Origin of the sequence: Stenotrophomonas sp. WZN-1 (assembly GCF_002192255.1) — a bacterium.
Classification (GTDB): Bacteria; Pseudomonadota; Gammaproteobacteria; order Xanthomonadales; family Xanthomonadaceae; genus Stenotrophomonas.
The window spans coordinates 738,446-760,285 of record NZ_CP021768.1 but is presented as its reverse complement, the minus strand read 5'-3'; the positions used below and the strand labels follow the sequence as shown (position 1 = coordinate 760,285).

The window sequence follows — 21,840 nt, the reverse complement described above, 5'->3', positions numbered from 1 at the left end:
GTTCACACTGTTGGATCACGGCCGCCAGTTGGCGTTGTTCTCCCAGAACGCCACCGCGCGCTGGTAGGCCTCCCGGTCCAGTGGCACGCCGGAACCGCCCTCCTCCACGCCCAGCGCATTGCGCATCATGGTAATCGGCGCCATCGGCACTTCTTCCGGTTCTGCGGTATAGATGCAGCCGACGATGCCCCAGTCGGCCTCGATCGGTGAGCCTTCCTTCGCCAGCTGCCCGGCGCTGTACAGGATCACCACCAGGTAGTTCGCACGCGGCGATTCCACGCCCTCGAACCAGCGCACCAGCACCGGCAGCTCTTCGCGGTTGCGCGCCTCGTAAGCGCTGCGCAACAGGTGGCGGTTGGCCTCGGTGACCGGCACCGTCAGGCAGCGCGTGCTGGTCCAGTTCTCGTAGACGAACAATTTGCAGAACGGCGCATAGCCGTCGAGCACCTTCAGCGGCGCGTGCGCATTGAGGTGTGCCTCGAACTGCTCGGCAGTGCAGTCCTGGATGGTGTTGCCGCGCGGCACGCGCGGGAACAGGCGGGGACGGGCGAAATCGGTGAGGACGATGGACATGGCATGGCGTGGTCAGGAGTTCCACCGCACAGGGTAACCGCCCCGGAGGCAGGCAGGGTCCGATGCCGATGGTCACTGGCGCCCCCGTCCGGCTTGCAGCATTCTGCGGGCGACCCAACGCAAGGATCGCCGGCTCATGGATGCAGCACGCGCGTTGCCCCGTTCCGCCCACCGTCGGCGATGGCCGATCGCCCTGGCCATCCTGCTGCTGGCGCCGCCATTGCTGTTCGCCGCCGCTCTGCTCTGGCCGCTGTCGGCACCGCCGTTGCCCGAGCCGGGCACCAGCCGCGTGATCGTCAATGCCCGCGTGGTGGATGTCGTGCGCGGCCACGTCAGTGAACCGACCACGGTGACAGTGCGCAATGGCACGATCACCGCCATTGGCGATGTGCCACGGGACACAACAATGCCGGTTCTTGATGCCGGTGGCCGCTGGCTGCTGCCCGGCTTCTGGGACATGCACACCCATGCACTGCAGGTGTCGCCGCAGCTGCAGTTCCCGCTGATGCTGGCCAACGGCATCACCGGCATCCGCGACATGATGGACTGCCCGAAGGCCACCGACCCGCTGATCGCCTGCGTGGCCGACAAGCGCCGCTGGACCGCACAGGCCATTGCAGGGCAGCAGGTTGCACCGCGCTTCGTGCAGATCGCCAGTTTCTACTTCGAAGATCCGTCACTCGCGCCGGAGGCAGCCGCTGCGCGTGCACGCACGTACAGCGCGCGCGGTGTTGATGCGTTGAAGGTCTACAACCGGCTGCGTGCGGATACCTACCAGCGGCTGGCCACCGAGGCGCAGCAGCTGCGCCGTCCGTTGGTCGGCCACCTGCCCAGGGTCGTGCCTCTGGAAGCCGCCGTGCAGGCGGGCCAGCGCAGCTTCGAGCATGCCCATCTGTTTGTGCGCCACTGCTTCGACAACGCGGCGGCGTGGCGCGGTGGCACGCTCGACAGCGAGGATCCAACCACGCTGGCCGAACGCATGGTCGGCGGCTACCAGCCCGCGCTCTGCAACGAGGCGTTCGGCGGAATGCAGGCCAGCGGTGCCGCGTTCGTGCCGACGCACGTCACCCGCGAGGAAGACGCGCGCGCACGCGACCCCGCCTTCATCGACGATCCGCGCCTGGCCTATCTGGATCCACTCTCACGCTGGGCGTGGCGTGATGACCTGCAGGCCACCGTGGCACGCTACCCCGGCCTGCGCGGCGAAGACGCACTGAAAGCCTACTTCGAGCACGGGCTGGCGCTGACCGGTGCCGCGCATCGCGCCGGCGTCACCGTGCTGGTCGGCACCGATACGGGCCTGGGCGGCTTCCGCTACCACGATGAACTGCAGTGGCTGCGGCAAGCCGGCCTGAGCCAGGCCGACGTGCTGCGCGCAGCCACGTTGCAGGCCGCGCGCCATCTGCAGCTGCAGGCATCGCATGGCAGCGTCGAGGTCGGCAAGGTGGCCGATCTGGTGCTGCTCGATGGCAACCCGCTGCACGACACCGCCAATACCCGCCGCGTGCATGCGGTGCTGCTGGCCGGCCATCTCTACGACCGCTCGCGGCTGGATGCACTGCTCGCCTACGCCCGCGCACAGGCACGCTCACCGGCAGTGATGGCGCGCCTGCTGTGGGGCTTCCTCATCAGCCCGGTCAGTGCCGAGCTATAGCGGCAGCTACAACGCCATCCGCTCGCGCAGTTCACGCGCCTGCCGCCGCGACACTTCCACCTCGCTGCCGTCATCCAGCGCCAGGTCATAGCCATCACCAATGCTGGGCGTCACGCCACGGATGCGGTGCAGGTTGACCAGGGTGTTGCGGTTGGCACGGAAGAACAGCTCGGGGGGCAGGCGTGCTTCCAGCGCGCTCAGGCTGCGGGTCAGCAGCGCGTTCTGGTCGCGGAACCACAGCCGCGTGTAGTTGCCATCCACCACCAGCCGGCGGATCTCGGCGACCGCCACGAACCAGCAGCGTTCGCCCTCGCGCACGAACACCTGGTCCTGCGCGCCCAGCGTGCCGCGCGACTCCGGCACGTCGGCCGCCACCGCCTCGCGCTGGCGCGCCCGCTCGAGCGCTTCCAGCAGCCGCGGCGCCTCCACCGGCTTCACCAGGTAGTCCAGCGCGTTGGCCTGGAACGCGCGCACCGCGTAGGTGTCGTAGGCGGTGACGAAGACCACGGCCGGCACCGTCTCCAGGCCGTCCAGCACGTCAAAACCGCTGCCGGAGGGCATCTGCACATCCAGCAGCACCAGGTCCGGTGCCAGCGTGGCGATCGCCTCGCGTGCGGCCGGTACATCATCGGCCTCGCCCACGCACTGCACCCACGGCAGCACCGACAACAGCGTGCGCAGCTCCTGCCGCGCCAGCCGTGCGTCATCGACGATCAACACGCGCAGCATGCCACTCATTGCGGAATCTCCAGCAGGGCCTGCATGCGGTCACCGACCGGCTGCAGCACCAATCGGCCACGCGTGCCCAGCTGCGCACGCAGGTAGGCCAGGCCGACGCCATGGCCATGGGCGGGTTCGCTGCCGGTTGCAAGTGGATTGTCCACCTGCAGGCGCAGCACATCATTGTCCAGCCTGGCGCGGATCTGTACCTCGCCGCCGCCGGGGCGACTGGCGATACCGTGCTTGATCGCGTTCTCCACCAGCAACTGCAACGCCATCGCCGGCAGCTGCGCCTGCGTGGCATCGGCATCGATCTGCCGGCGCACCTGCAGGCGCTGTTCGAAATGGACCGCCTCGATGGCCAGGTAATCGTCGACCACCACCAGTTCCTCGGCCAGCGTGACCTGCTCGCTGCGGCTGTGCGCCAGCGCCTGGCGCAGCGTGCGCGACAAGCGGGTGACCATGTCGCGGGCCCGTTCCGGGTCTTCCAGGATCAGCGCACGCAGGTTGTTCAGCGCATTGAACATGAAGTGCGGGTTGAGCCGCGCACGCAGCGCATCGCGCTCCAGGGCGCTGCGTTCGGCCTCGGCGCGCAGCCGGGCCAGCTCACTGTGGCGCGCCCGCCGCAGGCCGTGCAGGCCCGCCCACAAACCGGTCCACATCAGCAGGAACAGCGCGGTGTTCATCCAATACACCAACACCGAAGACCACTGGTAATCGGCATGGCCGCCAGGCAGCTGCACCCAGCCCAGCGCCAGTGCCGGCAGCAGTAGCGCAGCCGTTACCGCCTGTGCGACGCTGGCCCCGACCACCACGCCGGCGGCCAGTTTCAGCACCAGGCGGCCCAGGCTCCCCTCCCACCAGCGCTGGCGCAGTGCAACCGAACGCAATGCGCCGCTGCACAACCAGAGTGAGACCGCCACGCTGACGGTGATCAGCACGATGCCGCTGAACACCACGCCGCCACCGATCCGCATTCCCACCCACAGCCCGTACATCGCATAACCGGCCCATGCCAGCGCGTTGAGCGTCCAGAAACGGCGGGAAGGCGTGGTGGCATCCATGCGGGCTCTCGGTGGTGGCAGGAGGGCGGACAAGGGTCAGGGATGCGCGGCGAGGAAACGCTGCACCTGTTCCAGCAACCAGCGCGGATCATCCCACATCAGGAAGTGGAAACCCTGCGCGCTCATCGCGATCTGCACGCTCTGCAGTTTCGCGTACTGGGCCTGGAATACCGCCCGGGTGCCGTCTTCGGTGCCGCCCATCGGCTGGTAGCCGGCCCAGCTGCCGAGCACCAGCGTCGGCGCGGTGATCGAAGCGATGCTATCGCGCAGGTCGGTGGTCATCACCGCATGCATGGCATCGGCCGTGGTCTGGCGGTCACTGCCTTCGCCCCAGCGGCCCAGTTCAGCCTGGCGCTGCGGATCGCGGGTCATGCCCGGCAGGCCCGCCTTCAACTGCGCCTGCCACTGCGCGGCGTCGGCGGCCAGCATGCCCTTGCGCAGCTGGTCGGCCATCGGCCGCGCGCTGTCAGCGGTGGCCTTCGGGTCACGCGCAGCCGGCAGGAATGGCAGGGCGTCGACCACCACCAGCGCGCTGACCGTCTTCGGCTCGGCCTGCGCCATCTGCAGGCCCAGCAGACCGCCCAGGCTGTGGCCGATCACCACCACCGGCCCCAGGTGCTGGTCATGCAGGTAGGCCAGCAGCTGCCCGCGCATCGCCGGCAGGAATTCGACCGGGCGCGGTTCGGCCGCTGCCGCGCCGGCAAAGCCCGGCAGCTGCACCAGGTGGCACTGCACATCCTTCAGGGCCTGGCAGGTCTCGCGCCAGACCTCGGCGCTGCTGTTGAGGCCGGGGATCATCAGCAGCGGTCGGCCCTTGCCGACCACCTCGACCTGCACCCTGCCAGCGGTCGAGCCGGTGGCGGCATGCGCGGAACCGGAGCCGAGCACGGCCATCGCCATGCCGATCATCGCCAGCCGGGCCAGGGCCTTCATCGCGTACCAGAGTGCCAGGAAGATCTTCATCGTGTGCTCCTTCATCGGGTGGGTGGTGCCGGGATGGGATCAGCGTGCGCCCGGCTACGACGGCCAGGTTGCGATTCCGGAGCAGCGGCCGGAGGCCCGGGCGAACGGTCGCAGGCGACGGACGGTGCACACCCGCATAAATTGACAACATCCATCTTGATGAAGCGATATACTGATCCGCACCCGCCGCCGCCGCCCGTGCCATGACTGCCATCAGCTTCGAGTTCTACCCGCCCAAGACCGACGAACAGCGCAGCCAGCTGGACCGCGCCGCGGCCAGGCTGAAGGGCTACGGCCCCGAGTACGTCTCCTGTACCTTCGGCGCCGGTGGCTCGACCCTGAGCTATACCTCCGAGACCGTGCGCCACCTCAACCAGCACCATGGCTTCGAGGCTGCACCGCACCTGTCCTGCGTCGGCGGCACCCGCCAGGAAATCCGCGAACTGCTCAAGCTGTACCGCGCCATCGGTTGCCATCGCCTGGTCGCGCTGCGCGGCGACCTGCCCTCCGGCATGGGGTTCCCCGGCGACATGCGCTACGCCGCCGAGCTGATCGACTTCATCCGCGCCGAACACGGCGACGCCTTCCGCATCGAAGTCGGTGCCTACCCGGAGACCCATCCACAGGCCTCCGATGCACTGGCCGACCTCAAGCACTTCAAGGCCAAGATCGATGCCGGCGCCGACGCGGCGATCACCCAGTATTTCTACAACCCGGATGCGTACTTTCACTTCGTCGATGCCGTGCGCCGGCTCGGCGTGCAGGTACCGATCACGCCCGGCATCATGCCGATCGCCAACTTCAGCCAGCTGCGCCGCTTCTCCGAACAGTGCGGTGCTGAAATCCCGCGCTGGATCAGCCGCAGGATGCAGGCCTATGGCGATGATGCCGAATCGGTGCGGGCGTTCGGTACCGAAGTGGTGGCCAGACTGTGCCAGCGCCTGATCGAGGGCGGCGCGCCGGGCCTGCACTTCTACACGTTGAACCTGGCCAAGCCGACCACGTCGGTGTTGAAGCTGCTGCACGGCTGAAAGCACGCCATGCCACCGCGATCGGCGCTACCCTGCGCCGATGAACCGTTTTTCCTTCCTGCTGTTGCTGCTGTCGTTGTGTTCGGCATCGAGCATTGTCCATGCGCAGTCCACACGCTTGAACCGCTGCACCGATGCGCAGGGGCAGAGCGTGTATACCGACCGCCCCTGCGACAGCGTCGGCGCCCGGTCGCGATTGCCACCACCCACGCCCACCGGCAGCACCCTGCCGCGCGACACCCTGGGTGCGCGCTGCCCAAGGCGCCTGAGCGAGCTGGTGGAAGCACTGCGCACCGGCATCGTCAGCAACGATGTGAACCGGCTGTCCTCGCTGTACCTGTGGGGTGCGGTCTCCGATGCCGGCGCGCAGCGCATCCTCGGCCAGCTGGAATCGCTGGCACGACGGCCGCTGGTCGACGTGGTGCCGGTGTATCCGTCACAGGGGCTGGCGTCCTCGCAGGAGGAGGGTCAGAGCCCTGCGTCGCAGGGATCCGACCCTGAGCCGCCAGCGGCACGGCATCCGGTCGGCCTGCGCCTGGAGCAGACGCTGCCCGGCAGCGCGTCGCGCGCCTCGACCGTGCTGGGCCTGCGCCGCCAATACGGGTGCTTCTGGATCACGTTGTGATCGCAGGGGTTCATCCACGCATGGCGTGGATCTACTGCATCCGGTGAGGGGTCGGATCCCTTTCCAACGGAAAGGGCGCTGGTCCCGCAATCGAATGGCCGCGTCAGCGCCCCGCGTTGCGGGGACCCGCCCCTGGCATCACGCCGGCCACAACCCGCGGATCGCAGCGATGCCCTGCCCGCCATGGCGACGGGCTTCGGCGATATGGCCGGCGGCCATCCCGCCCAATGCGTAGATCGGCAGCGACACCTGCGCGCGCAGTGCGGCGAAGGCCTCCCAGCCCAGCGGCGCCGCGTCGGGATGGCTGGCCGTGGCCTGCACCGGGCCGAGCACCGCGAAGTCGCAGCCCAGCCGCTGCGCCGCCTGCAGCTGCTCCAGATCGTGGCAGGACGCGGCGACCAGCTGCCCTTCCGGCAAGGGCCGTTCCTGCAGCGCCAGCAATTGCTCGCTGCCCAGGTGCACGCCCACGCCCAGTGCGCGTGCCAACGCGACATCGCGGTTGAGCAGCCACTGCACGCCGCGGTGATGCGCGCGCACGGCCTGTTCGATCATGGCCTGCCGCTGCGGATGTTCCGGCGGCAGGCGCAGCTGGATGCGCTGCTGCCCCGCCGCCACCGCCTGCTGCAGCTGCTCATGCCACAGCTGCACGCCACCGGTGTCGTCAGCCGGTGCCGGCGTGATCAGGTAGCGGTCCGGTTGGCGCAGTGCGGCCACCACCGGCAGGTCGGCCGGTGGCATCGAATAGCGGCCCAGCTTGTCCTGCGCCACCCAGGTGATCGCCTGGCCTTCGCGCCCGCGCGGTGTGCCCTTCCAGCTGCGCACGTGGCGCACTTCCAGGGTCAGGTGCTTGTCCGGATAGCGCTGCGGCACATCCATCAGCCAGGGCCCGACATCGGCCTCGATGCCCAGCTCTTCGCGCAGTTCACGCACCAGCGCCTGTTCGGAGGTCTCGCCGGATTCGCGCTTGCCGCCGGGGAACTCCCACAGGCCGGCCATGTCGCGGTTCTCGGTACGGCGGTTGAGCAGCACGCGGCCACGGGCGTCGGTGATGACGGCGGCCACGACATGGATCGATCGGGTGGGGGAAGGCATGGGGGAAGCATGCCCAGAACAGGACGGCCGGCGCAATCACGGATCCGGTGCAACTCTCCTGCCACAAACGAAAAGCCCCGCTTTCGCGGGGCTCTTCGGGGTCAGCTCAGCTGGCCGTGGCAGTGCTTGTACTTCTTGCCACTGCCGCACGGGCACGGATCATTGCGGCCGATCTTCGGCTCGTCGCGCTGCAGCGTGGCCACACCCTGCTGGGCGGCCTCCACCTGGGCGGCTTCCTCGTCGGCGCTGTAGCCGCCCGCATCCTGGTGCTGGAACTGCGACTGGCTCAGGCGCGCCTGCGCCTGCTGGCGCTCGGCGGCCTCCAGGGCCTGCACTTCCTCGTCGCTGCGGATACGCACGCGGGCCAGCAGAGTCACCACTTCGCGCTTGACGTTCTCCAGCATGTCCGAGAACAGCTCGAAGGCTTCCTTCTTGTATTCCTGCTTCGGCTGCTTCTGCGCGTAACCACGCAGGTAGATGCCCTGGCGCAGGTAATCCATGCGCGCCAGGTGCTCCTTCCAGCTCTGGTCCAGCACGGTCAGCATCACGTGCTTCTCCAGCGCGCGCATGGTCTCTTCGCCCAGGCCGGCTTCCTTCTCGGCGAAGTGCTGGTTGACGCGCTCCTGGACCTTGGTGGCGATGGCCTCGGCGTCCAGCTCTTCGTGTTCCTTGACCAGGTCGGTCAGCGACATCTGCAGGCCGAAGTCCGACTCCAGGGTCGCTTCCAGGCCACGCAGGTCCCACTGCTCGTCGATCGAGTTCGGCGGCACGAAGCGCGCAACGATGTCGAAGATCACGTCGTCGCGGATGCCATCGACGTTGGCCTTCACCGACTCGGCATCCAGCAGCTCGTCGCGCTGGGCGTAGATCACCTTGCGCTGGTCGTTGTTGACGTCGTCGAAGTCCAGCAGGTTCTTGCGGATGTCGAAGTTGTGGGCCTCGACCTTGCGCTGCGCCTTCTCGATCTGGCGGCTGACCAGGCGGTCCTCGATGACGTCGTCTTCCTTCATGCCCATCATGCGCATGGCCTTCTGCACCCAGTCGGAGGCGAAGATGCGCATCAGGTTGTCTTCCAGCGACAGGTAGAAGCGGGACGAACCCGGGTCACCCTGGCGGCCCGAACGGCCACGCAGCTGGTTGTCGATACGGCGCGATTCATGGCGCTCGGTGCCGACGATGTGCAGGCCGCCCGCAGCCTTCACTGCATCGTGGCGCTTCTGCCATTCGGCCTTGACCGCCGCCTTCTGCTCGTCGGTCGCGTCCTCGCCCAAGGCGTGGATCTCGGCTTCCAGCGAACCGCCCAGCACGATGTCGGTACCACGGCCGGCCATGTTGGTGGCGATGGTCACGGCGGCCGGACGGCCGGCATTGGCGACGATGGTCGCTTCGCGGTCATGCTGCTTGGCGTTGAGCACTTCGTGCTTCACACCGGCCTTGCTCAGGTGCTCGGACAGCATTTCCGAGGTTTCGATCGAGGTGGTACCCACCAGCACCGGCTGGCCGCGCTTGGCGCACTCTTCGATATCGGCCAGCACCGCATTGAACTTGCCCTTGCGGTTGAGGAACACCTGGTCCGGGCTGTCCTTGCGGATGGTCGGGCGGTTGGTCGGGATCACCACCACTTCCAGGCCGTAGATGCTCTGGAACTCGAACGCTTCGGTATCGGCCGTACCGGTCATGCCGGACAGCTTCTTGTACATGCGGAACAGGTTCTGGAAGGTGATGCTCGCCAGCGTCTGGTTCTCGCGCTGGACCGGCACGCCTTCCTTCGCTTCCACCGCCTGGTGCAGGCCGTCGGACCAGCGGCGGCCGGCCAGGGTACGGCCGGTGAATTCGTCGACGATGACCACTTCGCCGTCGCGCACGATGTAGTCCACGTCACGCTGGTAGATCGCGTGTGCGCGCAGGGCGGCGTTGAGGTGGTGGACCACGGTCAGGTTCTGCGCCGCGTACAGGCCTTCGGTCTCGCCGTCGAGGATGCCGGCGTCGACCAGCAGCTGCTCGGCGTGCTCCATGCCCGCTTCGGACAGGTGCACCTGCTTGCCCTTCTCGTCCACCCAGAAATCGCCTTCGCCGTCTTCCGCTTCCTGCTTGACCAGGTGCGGCACGACGCGGTTGACGCGGATGTACAGCTCCGGGGAATCATCGGCCGGGCCGGAGATGATCAGCGGGGTACGCGCTTCGTCGATCAGGATGGAGTCGACTTCGTCGACGATAGCGTAGTGCAGGCCGCGCTGGTAGCGGTCGGCCTTGGACAGCGCCATGTTGTCGCGCAGGTAGTCGAAACCGAATTCGTTGTTGGTGCCGTAGGTGATGTCGGCCGCGTAGGCTTCGCGCTTGTCGCTGTGCGGCATGCCCGGGTACACCACGCCCACGCTCAGGCCCAGCCAGTTGTACAGCTTGCCCATCTGCGCGGCATCGCGGCGGGCCAGGTAGTCGTTCACGGTGACCACGTGCACGCCCTTGCCTTCCAGCGCGTTGAGGTACACCGGCAGGGTCGCCACCAGGGTCTTGCCTTCACCGGTGCGCATTTCTGCGATCTTGCCCAGGTGAAGCACCATGCCGCCGATCAGCTGCACGTCGTAGTGGCGCATGCCCAGCACGCGGCGACCGGCTTCGCGGCAGACCGCGAACGCTTCCGGCAGCACCTTGTCCAGGGCTTCACCGCCAGCGATGCGCTGCTTGAACTCCGGCGTCTTGGCCTGAAGCTGCTCGTCGGAAAGCTTCTCGATCTCCGGCTCCAGCGCATTGATCTTGGCGACGATGCGGTTGAGCTGGCGCAGCTGTCGTTCGTTACGACTGCCAAATACGCGGGTAAGCAGGCTGTTGATCATTGAAGGAACCGGGTTGGATGAACACGACGCCCGGCCTCCCCCTTGGGATCCGTCCGCCGCAAACGAAACAGGGCGCCTGGCGCCCTGTCGATGGCAACACCCATTGTAGCTTGGGACGGCCGCAAGGGGTTTCAACCCTTTGGCGGACGCGCTTCGCGCTCGCGGGGCATGGCCCCGCGCTACTGCCGGGGTCCGACGGCGTCCCGGTAGCGCCGGGCCATGCCCGGCGTTGCCATCAGCCGCGGGTGACGCGGCCGACCGGCGTGTTGCCGCCGTCGCCGAGGAACTTGCGCGGGTTGACCACGTTGCCGTTTTCCCACACCTCGAAGTGCACGTGGGCACCGGTCGAGCGGCCGGTGGAGCCGGCCTTGGCCACTTCCTGGCCGGCACGGACCAGGTCACCGGCCTTCACCACCAGGCGCGAATTGTGCGCGTAGCGGGTGACATAGCCATTGCCGTGGTCGACATCGACGACGTTGCCATAGCCGCCCTTCACACCGGCGAAGCTGACCACGCCTTCGGCCACGGCCATCACCGGGTCACCGACCCTGGCGTGGAAGTCCATGCCCTTGTGGGTGGCGGCACCGCGGCCGAACGGGTCGGCACGGGTACCGAAACCGGAGGTCACGTAGCTGTTGCGGATCGGCATGCGCGACGGCACGGCGTTCTGCTGCAGCTGGTGGTCGAACATCAGCGATTCCATCACCGACAACTGGCGGCCTGAAGCAGCAAAGCGCTGCTCCAGCACCTGTAAGTCGGCGTTGACATCCTTGACCGGGATGTCGCTGGTCGGGCCGCCGGCGTCGCCGTCACCGAGACCGGGGGTCTCGTTGAAGTCGAACTCGCCGTCTTCCAGCTTGCCCATCTGGGTCAGCCGTTCGCCGAGGGCGTTCAGGCGGGTGGCCTGGGCCTGCAGCTCGCCGAGGCGGGCGGCCAGCGCGTTGACCTGGGTCTGCGCATCGCGCTTGACCTTGGCCAGCTCCGCATCCTGGCGGTCGACCTTGGCCTGCAGGCGCGAATCATTCAGCGCACTGGCGCCAATGCCGCCGGCAAGGCCGATAATGCAGCCTACCCCGAGCACGCTGCCCAGCAGGGCGCGGGGGCGGTCCTCGAAATAGAACCGCAAACGCGCGATCGGCGACGCCTTGGCCTTTCCTTCACGCGTTTTGATTACGATCTTTTTGAATGCCATCAGTGAGTTTTCATGTCTGAGCCGAAATCCAGCGTTCGCCCCGCGTCAGTGCCGAAACCGGCGCTGGATGCGGTGATGGCGGACAAAAGCGGGAACCCGCTGCGGCGTGCCTTGTGGCTCGACGCGCTGGACCGTCAGTTGCGCCCCCAGTTGCCGCCACCTCTGCGCAGCCGTTGCCGGCTGGCCAATGTGGACGGGGAACACCTCGTTTTTCTCGTCGAGTCCCCGGTCTGGCATGCCAAGTTGCGGCTTGCCGAAGCCCAGTTGCTCGACGCGGCCCGTTCCATCGGGCTGAAGGCCACCAGGGTGACCATCAAGACTGCGTCCACCACTCCCTCACGCTCCCCAGCGATCGACAACCGGAATGGCCCCCACGCAGTTTCAGCCGCCACGCACAAAGGGCTACGCGACGCCTTGGCTTGCCTGCAGGACATTCCATCGAAGCCGAAGAAACGGTCCTGACGACAACGGAGCATCCGGCTCCGCTCCCCGTCGCACGTGTCACCACGGCGTGAAACATTTCGGGGGCCGGGTCGCATCCTAGCTGCCATCCGGGGGCCTGTCGTTAGATTGGAGTTAAAACTTCGTTAAATTCAGGCTTCCGATCCAACAGGTTCACAAAACCGTGACCTTGAACCGGCCTTGACGCGTTTCAAGCACGCTGAATGCGTCGCCGGCACCGGAAACAACAACGCCGCCCGGGAAGGCGGCGTTTTCATATTTAAATTCAACAACCTACAGGATCAGGCGTAGGCCGGGGTGGCGTATTCGACCGGATCCGGGGTGGCCGGCGAGTCGAAGCTGACCCATTCCCAGGCGCTGGCATCGGCCATCAGGGCCCGCACCAGCTTGTTGTTGAGCGCGTGGCCGGACTTGAACCCTTCGTAGGCGCCCAGCACCTGGCCACCGGCCAGATAGAGGTCGCCGATGGCGTCAAGGATCTTGTGGCGCACGAATTCGTCGGCGTAGCGCAGGCCGTCTTCGTTGAGCACGCGGAACTCGTCCAGCACGATGGCGTTGTCCATCGAACCGCCCAGGCCCAGGTTGCGCTCGCGCATGTATTCCAGGTCGCGCATGAAACCGAAGGTACGCGCGCGGGAGATTTCCTTGGTATAGGCCAGCGTCGAGAACTCGATTTCCTGGCGCGACTGCTTGGCCGGGATCATCGGGTGATCGAACTGGATGGTGAAGCCCAGCTTGTAGCCCTCGTACGGGCTGAAGCGGGCCACCTTGTCGCCCTCGGTCACTTCCACGGTCTTCAGCACGCGGATGAAGCGCTTGGGCGCATCCTGTTCCACGATGCCTGCCGACTGCAGCAGGAACACGAACGGGCCGGCCGAACCGTCCATGATCGGCAGCTCGGCCGAGGACAGCTCAACGATGATGTTGTCCACACCCAGGCCGGCCAGCGCCGACATCAGGTGTTCGACGGTCTGGATCTTGGCGTCGTTGCAGGTCAGGCCGGTGCACAGCGTCACTTCGGTGACCAGTTCCGCCTTGGCCGGCACTTCCACGACCGGGTCCAGGTCCACGCGGCGGAACACGATGCCATGGTTGACCGGTGCCGGGCGCAGGGTCATGTAGACCTTGTCACCGCTGTGCAGGCCAACGCCGGTGGCGCGGATCGTGTTCTTGAGGGTGCGTTGCTGGATCATGGGGGATGGACCGGAAGTGACACATTAGATTAACACGCGCACTCCCCTACCCTGGCTGAAACGCCAGTTGCCGCCACCGGCAGGACGCACCGGCACGCCGCTGGGAAGCGCGTGAAGCAGGGCGGCCGGGCCCATCCTGGCCCGGCGCCCGCGTTTTCAGGACATGGTGGCGCAACCCGGGGAGGACAACCCCGGGCCGCCCCGCTTAGTCCGCCTGGCGGCGCAGGAACGCCGGGATGTCCAGGTAATCGTTCGGCAGTTCCGCCGCTGCCGGGGCCGAAGCCGCCGGGGCCGACGGTGCGGAGGCCGCCGCGGTATCGCTGCTGGCGCGACGCAGGCCCAGGCCCATGCCGCCCACCGCCTTGGACACCGCATCGCCGCCGTTGTCGAACTCGCCGAACTCCGGCTGGCCGGTGGTGGCGTTGCGGACCAGCTTGATCGGTGCACGCTCGCCCGGACGCTGGGTCTTGCTGGCCGAGACGCGGTTCAGGCCCGTGGCCACCACGGTCACGCGCACTTCGTCCTGCATGTCCGGATCCAGCACGGTGCCCACCACCACGGTGGCGTCTTCGGAAGCGAAGCCATCGATGGTGCGGCCGATCTCGTCGAACTCGGCCATGGTGAAGTCGGCACCGGCGGTGATGTTGACCAGGATGCCGTTGGCGCCGGCCAGGTTCACATCGTCCAGCAGCGGGTTCTGGATCGCCGATTCGGCAGCGGCCTGGGCGCGGTCATCGCCACGGGCGGTGCCGGTACCCATCATCGCCAGGCCCATCTCGGACATGACGGTGCGCACGTCGGCGAAGTCGACGTTGATCAGGCCCGGACGCACGATCAGGTCGGCGATGCCCTGCACGGCGCCCTGCAGCACGTCGTTGGCAGCGCGGAAGGCCTGGATCATGGTCGCATTGCGACCCAGCACGGTGATCAGCTTCTCGTTCGGGATGGTGATCAGCGAGTCGCAATGCTGGCTCAGTTCCTCGATGCCCTTCAGCGCCACCTGCATGCGGCGACGACCTTCGAACGGGAACGGCTTGGTGACCACGGCCACGGTCAGGATGCCCATTTCCTTGGCCAGCTGCGCCACCACCGGCGCAGCGCCGGTGCCGGTGCCGCCGCCCATGCCGGCGGTGATGAACACCATGTCCGCGCCCTGCAGCGCGTCCATGATGCGCTCACGGTCTTCCAGCGCGGCCTGGCGGCCGACTTCCGGGTTCGCGCCTGCGCCCAGGCCCTTGGTCACGTTGGTACCCAGCTGCAGCTGCAGCTTGGCACCACAATTCTTGATGGCCTGCGAGTCGGTGTTGGCGGTGATGAACTCCACGCCATCCACCGCCGAGTTGACCATGTGCGCCACGGCATTGCCGCCGCCGCCGCCCACGCCAACCACCTTGATCACCGCATTGGGTGCCATCTTTTCGATCAGTTCAAAATGCGCCATGTCCGTGTCCTCGTTGTATCCGCTTTGGCTGGCATGGGCATTCAGGCGTCCTGCCGTCCTGCTGCATGCCGACGTTGCGGCTGTGTGGGTTGTGTGTTGCCGGTATTGCGTTGTGATGCGGGTACTGCGGGTATTGCGCCCGGGCGAGGCCCGGGTTTACGGGTTCCGCGTCAGAACTCGCCGCGGAACCAGGTCTTGAGTTTCTTGAACATGCTCCCAGCGCGCCCGGTCGGCAGCGACGGCCGCCGCGGGTGCTCGATCTGGCTGCCCATCAGCAGCAGGCCCACGCCGGTGGCGTGCACCGGGTTGCCGACCACTTCGCCCAGGCCGGTGACGTGCTGCGGGATACCCACGCGCACCGGCATCTGCAGCATCTCCTCGGCCAGTTCGACCACGCCTTCCATCTTCGAAGCGCCACCGGTCAGCACCATGCCGGCGCGCACCAGTTCCTCGAAGCCGGAACGGCGCAGTTCGGCCTGCACCATCTCGAAGATTTCCTCGTAGCGGCCCTGCACGGCCTGCGCCAGCGAATGGCGCGGCATGCGGCGCGGCGGGCGGTCGCCCACCGACGGCACCTGGATGCTTTCCTCGGCCGTGGCCAGCTGGGCCAGGGCGCAGGCATAGCGCACCTTGATCTGCTCGGCTTCCGGGGTCGGCGTGCGCAGCATGTGCGCGATGTCGTTGGTCACGTGGTCGCCGGCGATCGGCAGCGAGGCGGTGTGGCAGATCGCGCCCTGCACGAACACGGCGATGTCGGTGGTGCCGGCGCCCATGTCGACCAGCACCACGCCCAGCTCGCGCTCGTCGGCGGTCAGCACCGCCACGCTGGAGGCCAGCGAGGACAGCACCAGGTCGTCCACCTGCAGGCCGCAGCGCTGCACGCACTTGCTGATGTTGGCCGCGGCCGACTGCGCGCACACCACCAGGTGCGCATGCACTTCCAGGCGCACGCCGGTCATGCCAACCGGATTGCGGATGCCTTCCTGCGAATCGTCCAGCACGTACTCGCGCGGGATCGCGTGCAGGATCTTCTGGTCGGCCGGGATCGCCACCGCCTTGGCCGCGTCGAGCACGCGATCCAGGTCGCCCCAGGTCACTTCACCGTCGCGGATCGGCACGATGCCCGGCGAGTTCTTGCACTGCACGTGGTTACCGGAGATCGAGGCGTACACCGAGCGGATCTCGCAGCCGGCCATCAGCTCGGCTTCTTCCACCGCGCGCTGGATCGACTGCACGGTCGATTCGATGTCCACCACCACGCCACGCTTCAGCCCGCGCGATTCGTGCGAGCCGATGCCGATCACTTCGATCGGGTTGCCCGGCGAATACTCGCCCACCAGCGCCACCACCTTGGAGGTGCCGATGTCCAGGCCAACGATCAGCGATTTGTCACCCTTGCGATTCATGTCCTTTCCTGCGTGCTTCTGGCCGGGGTCGCCGGCGTTTTCGCCGGCGTGGCCGGGGTACCCCAGCTCAGCGTGAAACCATTGGTGTAACGGAGGTCGGCGCGCTCGATCGGCGCGTCCTGGCGATTGAGCTGCGGCAGTACCTTGACGAAGCGCTGCATGCGCGAGCGCGCGTCGTCGCGGCCGACCACCACTTCGGTGCCGTTGCTCAGCACCAGCGACCAGCTGCCGCGTGCATCCATCGTCACCCGGCGCACATCGACGCCGGCCGGTGCGAACAATGCACGCGAGTCGCTGTACAGCTTCATCACTTCTGCGGTCTGGCTGTCCGGGCCATCCAGTTCGGGCAATGCCAGGTCGGACAGTTTCTTCGGCGTGGGGAACAGCTTGCCCTGCTCGGACACCAGGCGGTCGGTGCCCCAGCGTGCGAATGGCTTGTGCTCGACCAGGGTCACTTCCAGCACGTCGGGCCACTGCTTGCGGACCTGCGCGCTTTCCACCCACGGCAGCTTTTCCAGGGCGTCCTGCGCGTCCTGCAGCTTGACCGCGAAGAAACCGGCGCGCGCATACGGCAGCAGCACCTGCTGCAGCTGTTCGGCCGGCACCCGCTTGAACTCACCATGCACGCGCAGCTTCGCCAGCGGCCAGCGCTCGGCGCCGACCCAGCCATTGACCACGGCCACCACCGGCAGTGCAACCACCGACAGCGCCAACAGCCAGACGAAGATGCGCAGCACCGCGTTCATGCGTGCGAGGCCTCCAGGGTCTGTTCCAGCACGCGCCACACCAGTTCCTCGAAACCGATACCGGCCTGGCGGGCCGCCTTGGGCACCAGCGAATGACTGGTCATGCCCGGCGCGGTGTTCACTTCCAGCAGGAAGAAACGGCCGCTGGCGCGATCGCGCATCACGTCCACGCGGCCCCAGCCGCGGCAGCCGGCGGCGCGGAACGCGGCCAGCGCGATGCGGCGGATCTCTTCTTCGTCGTCACCGTCCAGGCCCGGGCACAGGTACTGGGTGTCCTCGGCGATGTACTTGGCGTTGTAGTCGTACCACTGGCCCTTGGGCACGATCCGGATCGACGGCAGTGCGACGTCGCCGAGGATGGCCACGGTCAGTTCGTCGCCGACCACCATCTGCTCCATCAGCAGTTGGCCGTCGTAGCGCGCGGCCAGGGCCACCGCTTCATCCAGGCCGGCGTCATCGGTGACCCGGCTGATGCCCACGCTGGAGCCTTCGTTGGCCGGCTTCACCACCACCGGCAGGCCGAGTTCGGCGGCATTGGCGTGCACGTCCTCGGCGGTGACCTTGCGGTACTGCGGGGTCGGCAGGCCCAGCGACAACCACACCTGCTTGGTGCGGATCTTGTCCATGCTCAGCGCCGAACCCAGCACGTTCGAGCCGGTGTACGGCACGCCGAAGGCGTCCATCAGGCCCTGCACGATGCCGTCCTCACCGCCACCGTTGTGGCCGTGCAGGATGTTGAACACGCGATCGATGCCACCGGCGGCGAGCGCGCTGGCCAGCGCCGGAATGCCATCCACCGCGAACGCATCGACGCCGCGCGACTGCAGGGCCTCGAGCACGTTGCGGCCGGAATCCAGCGACACCTCGCGTTCGCTGGAACTGCCGCCCAGCAGCACGGCGACGCGGCCGAACTCGGCCGGGTCGGTCACGCGCGGCGGCGGGAAGGTCAGCGCGCTCACGCCTCGCCCTCCGCCTTGAAGCCTTCAACCGCAATGTGGCTGGCCACCGCGCCGATGTCGCCGGCACCCATCATCAGCAGCAGGTCACCGTCCTGCAGCACGTCCGGCAGCACGCTGGCCAGCTCGGCGGCCTTGCCCACCACCACCGGCTCGCTGCGGCCGCGTGCACGGATGGCACGGGCCAGCGCATGCGAGTCGGCGCCGGCAATCGGTTCCTCACCGGCCGGGTAAACCTCGCTCAGCACCAGTGCATCGACGCTGGACAGCACCGCAGCGAACTTGTCGAACTGGTCGCGGGTACGGCTGTAGCGATGCGGCTGGAAGGCCACCACCAGGCGCTTGTCGGCCCAGCCACCACGGGCGGCAGCGAATACGGCCTCCAGCTCGCTCGGGTGATGACCGTAGTCATCGATGATGCGGACCTTGGCACCGCTGGCGGTGGTCACCTCGCCCAGATCGTTGAAGCGACGGCCGACACCGGCGAAGCCTTCCAGCGCGCGTGCGATCGCGTCCGGTGCCACGCCCAGCTGCCAGCCCACCGCAGCGGCGGCCAGCGCGTTGAGTACGTTGTGCTTGCCCGGCAGCGCCAGCACCACTTCCTGGCTGGTGCCCTGCGGCAGGCGCAGGGTGAAGCGCATGCGCGAGCCTTCCTGCACCACGTTCTCGGCGCGCACGTCGGCCTGCGGGCTCATGCCGTAGCTCATCACGTGGCGCGGGGTCTTGGCGGCCAGTGCCGCCACTTCCGGATCGTCGATGCACAGCACCGCCAGGCCGTAGAACGGCAGGCGCTGCAGGAACTCGGCGAACGCCGCCTGCACACGGGCGAAATCGTTGCCGTAGTTCTCCAGATGATCCGCATCGATGTTGGTGATGATCGACATCAACGGGTTCAGGCGCAGGAAGCTGCCATCGCTTTCATCGGCCTCGGCCACCAGCCACTGCCCACCGCCCAGCTTGGCGTTGGCACCAGCAGCCAGCAGCTGGCCACCGATCACGAACGTCGGGTCCAGGCCACCTTCGCTCAGCACCGCAGCGGTCAGGCTGGTGGTGGTGGTCTTGCCATGGGTACCGGCCACCGCGATGCCGCGGCGGAAGCGCATCAGCTCGGCCAGCATCGCCGCACGCGGCATGATCGGAATGCGCTGGCTGCGCGCTTCCATCAGTTCCGGGTTGTCTTCGCGGATGGCACTGGAGACCACCACGCAGTCGGTGCCCAGCACGTTGGCCGCGGAGTGGCCGCGCATGATGCGCGCACCCAGGCTGGCCAGGCGGCGGGTCGCCACGTTGTCGGCATTGTCCGAGCCGGACACTTCATAGCCCAGCGTCAGCATCACTTCGGCGATACCGCTCATGCCGGTGCCGCCGATGCCGACGAAATGCACGCGCGGGAACGCGCGCACCAGGTCGTTGGTGTCGTGCAGGCGACGGATCATGCGCGGCCTCGCGCAGGGCAGGCGCGGTGGCATGCCTTCTTCATACAGCTTCCTCGAGAATGATATCGGCGATGCGCTCGGCGGCATCGACCTTGACCAGGGCACGCGCGGCTTGCGCCATCTGCATGCGGCGGGCGGGATTTTCGGACAGATCGCGCAGCAGTGCGGCAATGCCGTCGGCCAGCGTTCCGTCCTGCTTCAGCAAAACCGCCGCGCCGCGCTCGACCAGGTACTCCGCATTGCGGGTCTGGTGATCGTCGACGGCGGCAGGGAATGGCACCAGCACGCTGCCGACACCGACCGCGCACAGCTCGGCCAGCGTGGACGCGCCGGAGCGGCATACGACCAGGTCGGCCCAGGCAAAGGCCTCGGCCATGTCGGCGATGAACGGGGTGATTTCAGCCTGCACACCGGCCTTGGCGTAAGCCTCGACCGCTTCGGCATGCATCTTCTCGCCGCTCTGGTGGCGCACCTGCACCGGCACGTCGGCGCCCAGCGCGGCAATCGCCTGCGGCACGCCGGTATTGAGGGCACGCGCGCCCTGGCTGCCGCCCACCACCAGCACGCGCAGCGGGCCTTGGCGGCCGGCGAAGCGCTGTTCCGGCGGCACGATGGCAGCGATTTCCGCGCGCACCGGGTTGCCGACGAATTCCTCGCGCTTGGCGAAGGTGCCCGGGAAACCGGTCAGCAGGCGGCGCGCATAGCGCGACAGGATGCGGTTGGTCAGGCCCGGTGCACGGTTCTGCTCATGCACGATCAGCGGCAGGCCATGCAGGCGCGTGGCCATGCCACCGGGGCCGGAGGCGAAGCCACCGAAGGCGACCACCGCACGCGGCTGGCGCTTGCGGATGATCATGCCGGCCGCGCGCAGCGCGCGCATCAGCCGCCACGGTGCAGCCAGCAGGGCCAGCTTGCCCTTGCCACGCAGGCCGGTGATGGCCAGCGTGTCGATGGTGATGTCGTGCTGCGGCACCAGGCGGGTTTCCATCGCGCCGTCGGCGCCCATCCAGGCCACCGGCACGCCGCGTTCGCGCAGCACGCGGGCCACCGCCAGGCCGGGGAAGATGTGACCGCCGGTACCACCGGCCAGGATCATCACCGGACGCCCACTCTCGATGGCTGCACTCATGACAGCCTCCCGAAGGTCGGTTCGATGCGCGACTGCAGGCGGCTGGTGCCACGTGCGGTGTTCGCTGCGGCGGACGCGGATGCGACCGGCTCGGCGCTCATCGGCACGCTGGCAGCCACCGGCGCGGCGGGCTCGTCCATCGGCTCGGCAGCGGCGTCTTCGGCGCCACCGATGCGCACGGCCTGGCGGCGCTCGGCGCGCTTGAGTTCATACGACACGCGCAGCAGCAGGCCCATCGCCACGCAGGTCATCAGCACCGACGAACCGCCGGAGGAGATCAGCGGGAGGGTCAGGCCCTTGGTCGGCAGGATGCCCAGGTTCACGCCGATCGAGACGAAGGTCTGCATGCTGATCCACAGGCCGATGCCAAAGGCGATGTAGCCGGAGAAGTGGCGCTTCATTTCCACGCAGCGCATGCCCAGCCAGAAGGTGCGGCCGACCAGCAGCGCGTACAGCGCCACGATCACGCAGGTACCCAGGAAGCCGAATTCCTCGGCGGTGACCGAGAAGATGAAGTCGGTGTGCGCTTCCGGCAGGTAGTAGAGCTTCTGCACGGAATTGCCCAGGCCGACGCCGGTCCATTCGCCACGGCCGACCGCCATCAGCGCGTTGGACAGCTGGTAGCCGTCACCCTGCTGGTCGGCCCACGGGTCCAGGAAGGAGGTGATGCGGCGCATGCGGTAGGGCTCGATGATCGCCAGCGCGCTCATGCCGACCAGGCCGATGATCACCGGCATCGACATGCGCGGCATGTTCACCCCGCCCAGCACCAGCATGCCGGCGGTGATCGCCAGCAGCAGGGTCGAAGAACCGAAGTCCGGCTGCAGCAGCAGCAGCACCACCAGCGCGCCGGCCACGCCCAGCGGCTTGAGCATCGCCGGCCAGGTCGCATTGACCTCGTCGCGGAAGCGCACCAGGTAGCTGGACAGCCAGACGATGTACAGCACCTTCACCGCCTCGACCGTCTGGAACTTGGAAATGCCCAGGTTGATCCAGCGGCGTGCGCCGTTGACCGTGCTGCCCAGGCCCGGCGCGAACACCGCCAGCAGCAGCACGAAGCAGCCCAGCAGCAGCATCTGGTTGTACTGCTCGATGGACTTCAGCTCGGTGCGGGCAGCGATGACCGCCAGCACGATACCCACCGCCAGGAAGATCAGGTGGCGGTTGAGGTAGTAGAACGGGCTGCTCATCAGTGCGATCGAGCTGGATGCCACCATCACCACGCCGACACCAGTGAGCGCGATGATCGCGCCCAGCAGCCACTTGTCGTAGCTGCCTTCGATGGCTTCAAGGCGTGTTGCCTGGCGGGACAGGTCGTTCATC

The 21,840-nt window shown here is 67.5% G+C and carries 18 protein-coding genes and 1 pseudogene; 4 read left to right on the top strand and 15 right to left on the bottom strand.

Annotated elements, in window-relative coordinates; genetic code table 11:
- Positions 1-15 precede the first annotated feature (15 nt).
- Positions 16-573 (bottom strand): DUF3228 family protein, encoded by a 558-nt coding sequence (locus CCR98_RS03440; RefSeq protein ID WP_087921546.1) that lies wholly within the window; start codon positions 571-573, stop codon positions 16-18.
- Positions 574-709: 136 nt separating this feature from the next.
- Between CCR98_RS03440 and CCR98_RS03435 the strand changes: the two genes are divergently transcribed.
- Positions 710-2,227: an amidohydrolase family protein gene (locus CCR98_RS03435; RefSeq protein WP_087921545.1), complete on the top strand. Its 1,518-nt coding sequence runs from the start codon at positions 710-712 to the stop codon at positions 2,225-2,227.
- A 6-nt stretch (positions 2,228-2,233) separates the two neighbouring features.
- Here the strand turns inward: CCR98_RS03435 and CCR98_RS03430 are convergent, their stop codons facing one another.
- Genes CCR98_RS03430 through CCR98_RS03420 form a run of 3 tightly spaced genes read right to left on the bottom strand, consistent with a single transcriptional unit; the run spans position 2,234 to position 4,974 of the window.
- Entirely contained in the window at positions 2,234-2,965 is a 732-nt protein-coding gene (locus CCR98_RS03430) for a LytTR family DNA-binding domain-containing protein (protein ID WP_087921544.1), read from the bottom strand.
- Positions 2,962-4,011, bottom strand: coding sequence for a histidine kinase (locus CCR98_RS03425; protein WP_087921543.1), 1,050 nt, complete (start codon positions 4,009-4,011; stop codon positions 2,962-2,964). The genes CCR98_RS03430 and CCR98_RS03425 overlap by 4 nt, the downstream gene beginning before the upstream one ends.
- A 36-nt stretch (positions 4,012-4,047) precedes the next feature.
- Complete coding sequence (locus CCR98_RS03420; protein ID WP_087921542.1) at positions 4,048-4,974, bottom strand: alpha/beta hydrolase; 927 nt, start codon at positions 4,972-4,974, stop codon at positions 4,048-4,050.
- 203 nt (positions 4,975-5,177) lie between these two features.
- Between CCR98_RS03420 and metF the strand changes: the two genes are divergently transcribed.
- Both metF and CCR98_RS03410 read left to right on the top strand, forming a co-directional pair.
- Positions 5,178-6,005: a methylenetetrahydrofolate reductase [NAD(P)H] gene (gene metF / locus CCR98_RS03415; protein WP_087921541.1), complete on the top strand. Its 828-nt coding sequence runs from the start codon at positions 5,178-5,180 to the stop codon at positions 6,003-6,005.
- 40 nt (positions 6,006-6,045) lie between these two features.
- The gene (locus CCR98_RS03410; protein ID WP_087921540.1) at positions 6,046-6,630 is read left to right on the top strand and encodes a DUF4124 domain-containing protein; all 585 of its coding nucleotides are present in this window, start codon (positions 6,046-6,048) and stop codon (positions 6,628-6,630) included.
- A gap of 138 nt (positions 6,631-6,768) precedes the next feature.
- On the opposite strand, the gene CCR98_RS03405 is transcribed toward CCR98_RS03410, so the two are convergent.
- From CCR98_RS03405 to CCR98_RS03395, 3 genes are all read right to left on the bottom strand, one after another.
- Positions 6,769-7,722: a Nudix family hydrolase gene (locus CCR98_RS03405; protein ID WP_087921539.1), complete on the bottom strand. Its 954-nt coding sequence runs from the start codon at positions 7,720-7,722 to the stop codon at positions 6,769-6,771.
- Between the two features lie 101 nt (positions 7,723-7,823).
- Positions 7,824-10,556, bottom strand: a complete 2,733-nt coding sequence (secA, locus tag CCR98_RS03400) for a preprotein translocase subunit SecA (protein WP_087921538.1) — start codon at positions 10,554-10,556, stop codon at positions 7,824-7,826.
- Positions 10,557-10,791: 235 nt separating this feature from the next.
- Positions 10,792-11,748, bottom strand: a complete 957-nt coding sequence (locus CCR98_RS03395; protein ID WP_087921537.1) for a M23 family metallopeptidase — start codon at positions 11,746-11,748, stop codon at positions 10,792-10,794.
- Positions 11,749-11,760: 12 nt separating this feature from the next.
- Here CCR98_RS03395 and CCR98_RS03390 point away from each other — a divergent pair, with 12 nt between their 5' ends.
- The gene (locus CCR98_RS03390) at positions 11,761-12,210 is read left to right on the top strand and encodes a DUF721 domain-containing protein (RefSeq protein ID WP_014035989.1); all 450 of its coding nucleotides are present in this window, start codon (positions 11,761-11,763) and stop codon (positions 12,208-12,210) included.
- Between the two features lie 281 nt (positions 12,211-12,491).
- Here the strand turns inward: CCR98_RS03390 and lpxC are convergent, their stop codons facing one another.
- The 8 genes and pseudogenes from lpxC to ftsW all read right to left on the bottom strand — a co-directional run bounded on the left by lpxC (position 12,492) and on the right by ftsW (position 21,839).
- Positions 12,492-13,403: a UDP-3-O-acyl-N-acetylglucosamine deacetylase gene (gene lpxC, locus CCR98_RS03385; protein WP_087921536.1), complete on the bottom strand. Its 912-nt coding sequence runs from the start codon at positions 13,401-13,403 to the stop codon at positions 12,492-12,494.
- A gap of 205 nt (positions 13,404-13,608) precedes the next feature.
- Positions 13,609-14,844, bottom strand: a complete 1,236-nt coding sequence (ftsZ, locus tag CCR98_RS03380; protein WP_005415297.1) for a cell division protein FtsZ — start codon at positions 14,842-14,844, stop codon at positions 13,609-13,611.
- Between the two features lie 170 nt (positions 14,845-15,014).
- Complete coding sequence (gene ftsA / locus CCR98_RS03375; protein WP_005408083.1) at positions 15,015-16,250, bottom strand: cell division protein FtsA; 1,236 nt, start codon at positions 16,248-16,250, stop codon at positions 15,015-15,017.
- A gap of 71 nt (positions 16,251-16,321) precedes the next feature.
- Positions 16,322-16,996, bottom strand: a pseudogene (locus CCR98_RS03370) (cell division protein FtsQ/DivIB); the annotation flags it as partial.
- On the bottom strand, positions 16,993-17,955 hold the full coding sequence (locus tag CCR98_RS03365) for a D-alanine--D-alanine ligase (RefSeq protein ID WP_087921535.1): 963 nt from the start codon (positions 17,953-17,955) through the stop codon (positions 16,993-16,995). The gene CCR98_RS03365 and the pseudogene CCR98_RS03370, both read right to left, overlap by 4 nt.
- Entirely contained in the window at positions 17,952-19,388 is a 1,437-nt protein-coding gene (gene murC / locus CCR98_RS03360) for a UDP-N-acetylmuramate--L-alanine ligase (protein WP_087921534.1), read from the bottom strand. The genes CCR98_RS03365 and murC overlap by 4 nt, the downstream gene beginning before the upstream one ends.
- A 40-nt stretch (positions 19,389-19,428) precedes the next feature.
- Positions 19,429-20,517, bottom strand: a complete 1,089-nt coding sequence (gene murG, locus CCR98_RS03355; RefSeq protein WP_087921533.1) for an undecaprenyldiphospho-muramoylpentapeptide beta-N-acetylglucosaminyltransferase — start codon at positions 20,515-20,517, stop codon at positions 19,429-19,431.
- Positions 20,514-21,839 carry a putative lipid II flippase FtsW gene (gene ftsW / locus CCR98_RS03350; RefSeq protein WP_087921532.1) on the bottom strand — a complete coding sequence of 442 codons (1,326 nt, stop codon included), beginning with the start codon at positions 21,837-21,839 and terminating at the stop codon, positions 20,514-20,516. The genes murG and ftsW overlap by 4 nt, the downstream gene beginning before the upstream one ends.
- Position 21,840 lies beyond the last annotated feature (1 nt).